The following is a 3805-nucleotide window of genomic DNA, read 5'->3' as shown; positions in this document are numbered from 1 at the left end:
CCTATATTTGTTCGATGTCCATCATGTCTCACTAAAAGAAATGGGTATTTATGCTGGTATCCCTTGGCTTGGCGGAATCTTTGGCAATATTTTCGGAGGATATCTTACTAAAAAATGGGTGGACAAGGGAATTACTACACCTATTAAAGCAAAGCGTGCGTTAATTAGTATATGTGCCATCTCGGCCGCTATTGTTGTATGTGCCGTTCCGCTTGTCAAAGGACTCGCTATTACCTTAACATTACTGACCCTTGCTCTTTGTTTTATTTCTGCCATTACAGGTAGTGCGTGGGCACTTGCTGGTGACATTGCCCCTCCTTCTATGGTTGCTTCTGTAGGTGCCATTCAGAATTTTGGCGGTTATTTTGGTGGAGCCTTTTCCCCCGTTGTGGCAGGCATGATTGTGGATGCAACTGGATCTTACTCCCTTGCCTTTATATCTGGCGGTTTAATCGCCGGATGCGCCGCAATCTGTTATTGGTTTATTGTAAAACATCCTATTCAAGAATAGTGTAACGAAGGAGGACATAAATTGATTCCAAAAGTGTATATAGCAAGACCAGTACCGGCTGAGGTGGAAGCATATATTTCGCAGTATTGCCAGTGGGAAAAATGGAATGGCCCTGAACCGATTACCCGAAGCCAGCTGTTAAAGCAAATTTCCGATGCTGACGGACTGCTCATCACCGGGGAAAAAATTGATGATGAATTTCTGGACCATGCACCAAACCTAAAGGCTGTCAGTAATATCTCAGTAGGCTATAACAACTATGATCTAGAGGCAATGAAAAAGAGAAACGTAATCGGTACGAATACACCGGATGTGCTCGATGAAACCGTGGCCGATTTAGCTTTAGCCTTAATGCTCTCAGCAGCTCGCCGCCTTCCGGAACTGGACAAGCTTGTAAAGGACGGCAAGTGGGGAAGTAAAGGTGATGAACCCCTCTTTGGCGTTGATGTTCATGGAAAAACATTGGGCATCATAGGTATGGGTAGGATTGGAGAATCTATTGCAAGACGAGGGAAATTCGGTTTTAACATGGAGATTTTGTATCATAACCGGCGAAGAAAACCAGAAGTAGAGGAAACGGTAGGTGCAACCTATACCTCTCTAGAGCACCTTTTGCGGGAATCAGATTTCGTTCTTTTAATGGTCCCTTATACCCCTGAGACGAAGAAGCTTATGGGACGGGAGCAATTTGCACTGATGAAAAAATCTGCAATCTTTATTAATACATCTCGCGGCCAGACGGTGGACGAAAAGGCCCTCATCGAAGCACTGCAAAATAAGGAAATCCTTGCAGCCGGTTTGGATGTATTTGATCAGGAACCCGTAGCCCCTGACAATCCGCTCTTAACCATGCCAAACGTGGTAACTCTTCCGCATATAGGTTCAGCTACTCATCAAACACGATATGATATGGCTATGCTAGCGGCGAAGAACCTTGTAGCAGCGGTTACAGGAAGGGAGATAGTGAATGTCGTTCCTGAATTGAAAGGACTTCGGCCACTTAAAGAGTAAAATTGGTGCAAGGCACCAATATGGAAATAGGAGATGTCCTCACAGGTATCTCTCACACCATTTAACGATCTTCCCGGCTCTTATTACATGTAAGGATCACGGTAATGATTAATGAGAAAAAAACTATTATTCTAAGTTTCTCGAATGTTGGAACAAATTAGTCCATCTTGAAAAAAATCGATAAATCAGCAAATAATGAGAAGACTTTAGATGATGTTATAATGATTTTTTCTGATTGGACAGAGGAACCTTCAGCTACTAAACTATTCTAGTAGGTAAATAATTGTAGTAAATTCAGCTACTAAACTATTCTAGTAGGTAAATAATTGTAGTAAAGCATTAAAAGAAGATATTTGCTTATACACCATGATTTATTAATGGTGTATTTTTTTTGCATGAGGGCAATATTAATCATTGATTAAATGAAATTAATAAGAGTAGGTTTGTCTGTTGGATCAAGCATTATTCTCAATAATAACATAGTAGATTTCGAAGGAGATGATCAATGAAAAGAATGAAATACGTAGTAGACAAATTCTCTAATTCCATCATTAGTTATTCGTAATAGTTGCGGATATTGAGAAAAAAGCTTATATCTCTAAATCAGGGAGTGTTCCTTCAGGGGAAAAATGGCTTGCAAACGCAAAAGGCAATCCAAGCATCCCAGCTAGTTGCGCACTGAAGCCGCTAGAGCCAAATAACCAAATCGGAATGTTTAAGCCATTTCCCGGTATAGCTTTTACATACATTTTTTCAGAAGCTAAAGCTGGATTAAAATACGCTGTTGTTCTGGAAACTCTTGACCATTACTTTGACGGACACGTCTTATAGCATATGCAGTACGTTGATCAGTACCAGGAGCTCGCCAAGTCCCAAATCAATTCGACCAGGAAACAAGGATTCGAGCGTTCCAAATTGTTCTGCAATAACTAATGGAGCATGGTTCGGGAGCATAATTCCTCCTGAACCTACATGAATCTTTGAAGTACCTGCTGCTGCATGTTCAATCATTACTGATGTAGCGGTACTAGCGATAAGGGGCATATTATGATGTTCAGCCAACCAAAACGATTATACCCTAAGTTCTCAACATGTCTTGCAAGATTAAGTGTATTTCTTAAAGATTGAGCAGGTTTTCCTCCAAGTACAATGGGAGAAAGATCAAGCATGAAAGGGAATATCTTTTATTCGCATCGAACGAATACTATTAGAGTCACTCAATAAATTCAACTTCTTTCTATAAAAAAACTTGATGTTACGGAGGATGGAAGGTTGTTACTCACACAATCCCTCCAAAACATAAAATACATTCTAACAGCTGTTTTTGTTGTTTCGAAATAAAACGATTTACTAAAATAAAGTTAGGCCTGACATAGATAACCATTAGTGAGTTTTTTAGTTGACATAGTTAACTGTAAATATTAAGATTACAGTAATCTTCTTGAGGAGGATGCGAAAAAAGTGAATAGTGATTTTACAATAGCTGTGCATAGTTTAATCTATTTAGCATATTTACCAGATCATATGGCCAGCAGTGAGTCTATCGCAGAAAACGTTTGTACAAACTCAGCTAGAATACGTAAAATGATGAGTTGCTTACGAAATAATGGATTTGTTAAGACAAAAGAAGGTGTGGGCGGCGGCTATATTCTTGACTGTAACCCTCAAGAGATAAGTTTGGCTGATATTTATATTGCAGTCTCACATGGAACCCTGAAACCAAATTGGTGTACAGGTGATCCGAAGAAAAAATGTGTTATATCGTCTAATACCCAGATGGTTATGGATGAAATTTTCGATGAAGCTGAATTATATTTTGAAAAATATTTAGAGAAAATTACCCTTAGCACTTTTTTGGAAAAAATTAAACAATGTCCTTGATATTGATTTAGTTTTTTCTTTTATGCTTACTGTATATTTTATTTTTACAGTTTAACTTTTAAATTGAACTGTGACTAAACATTTAAGGGGGGTATTTATAGAGATGGCCGATAAAATTCGATTTGAAAATGGGGATTGGGTACAGGGAAGGTCCAGAGAAGGAGAACTTATCCACGGCTTTGTTGAAATAGTTAACTCTAATCGAGAAATTGTAAAAGTGAATGTGGTGGAAAGTGACAATGAAAAAGCGGTTGGAAAATCGATTTGGATTCCAAGTAAATGGACTGAAAAGCTTCCCGATTTATCAATTAGTAACGAAGCTCATCTTTTAACATTAATTGATTTGGCCTTACTTTCAAAAGATGAGGCGTGGTTTATGGAATTGTCCGAAAAATTAGCATC

The 3805-nt window shown here is 38.7% G+C and carries 4 protein-coding genes and 1 pseudogene; 4 read left to right on the top strand and 1 reads right to left on the bottom strand.

The window, feature by feature from the left end; genetic code table 11:
- Together AC1DUW_RS23060 and AC1DUW_RS23055 are read left to right on the top strand one after the other, a co-directional pair.
- A partial coding sequence (locus AC1DUW_RS23060; RefSeq protein WP_477643553.1) for an MFS transporter occupies window positions 1–511 on the top strand: 511 nt, incomplete at its 5' end.
- A gap of 21 nt (window positions 512–532) precedes the next feature.
- Entirely contained in the window at window positions 533–1522 is a 990-nt protein-coding gene (locus AC1DUW_RS23055) for a 2-hydroxyacid dehydrogenase (protein WP_053345518.1), read from the top strand.
- Window positions 1523–2115: 593 nt separating this feature from the next.
- Here the strand turns inward: AC1DUW_RS23055 and AC1DUW_RS23050 are convergent.
- Window positions 2116–2716 (bottom strand): annotated as a pseudogene (locus tag AC1DUW_RS23050) (MsnO8 family LLM class oxidoreductase); the annotation flags it as partial.
- 267 nt (window positions 2717–2983) lie between these two features.
- Between AC1DUW_RS23050 and AC1DUW_RS23045 the strand changes: the two are divergent.
- Window positions 2984–3403 (top strand): RrF2 family transcriptional regulator, encoded by a 420-nt coding sequence (locus AC1DUW_RS23045; protein WP_477643552.1) that lies wholly within the window; start codon window positions 2984–2986, stop codon window positions 3401–3403.
- A 103-nt stretch (window positions 3404–3506) separates the two neighbouring features.
- Window positions 3507–3805, top strand: a 299-nt coding sequence (locus tag AC1DUW_RS23040; RefSeq protein WP_477643551.1) for an IDEAL domain-containing protein, incomplete at its 3' end; no start/stop codon positions are given.

The sequence above is a fragment of the Peribacillus sp. P4_C12 genome (genome assembly GCF_056402095.1).
The sequence above is the reverse complement of the archived record's forward strand: the minus strand, read 5'-3'. Positions and strand labels throughout refer to the sequence as shown.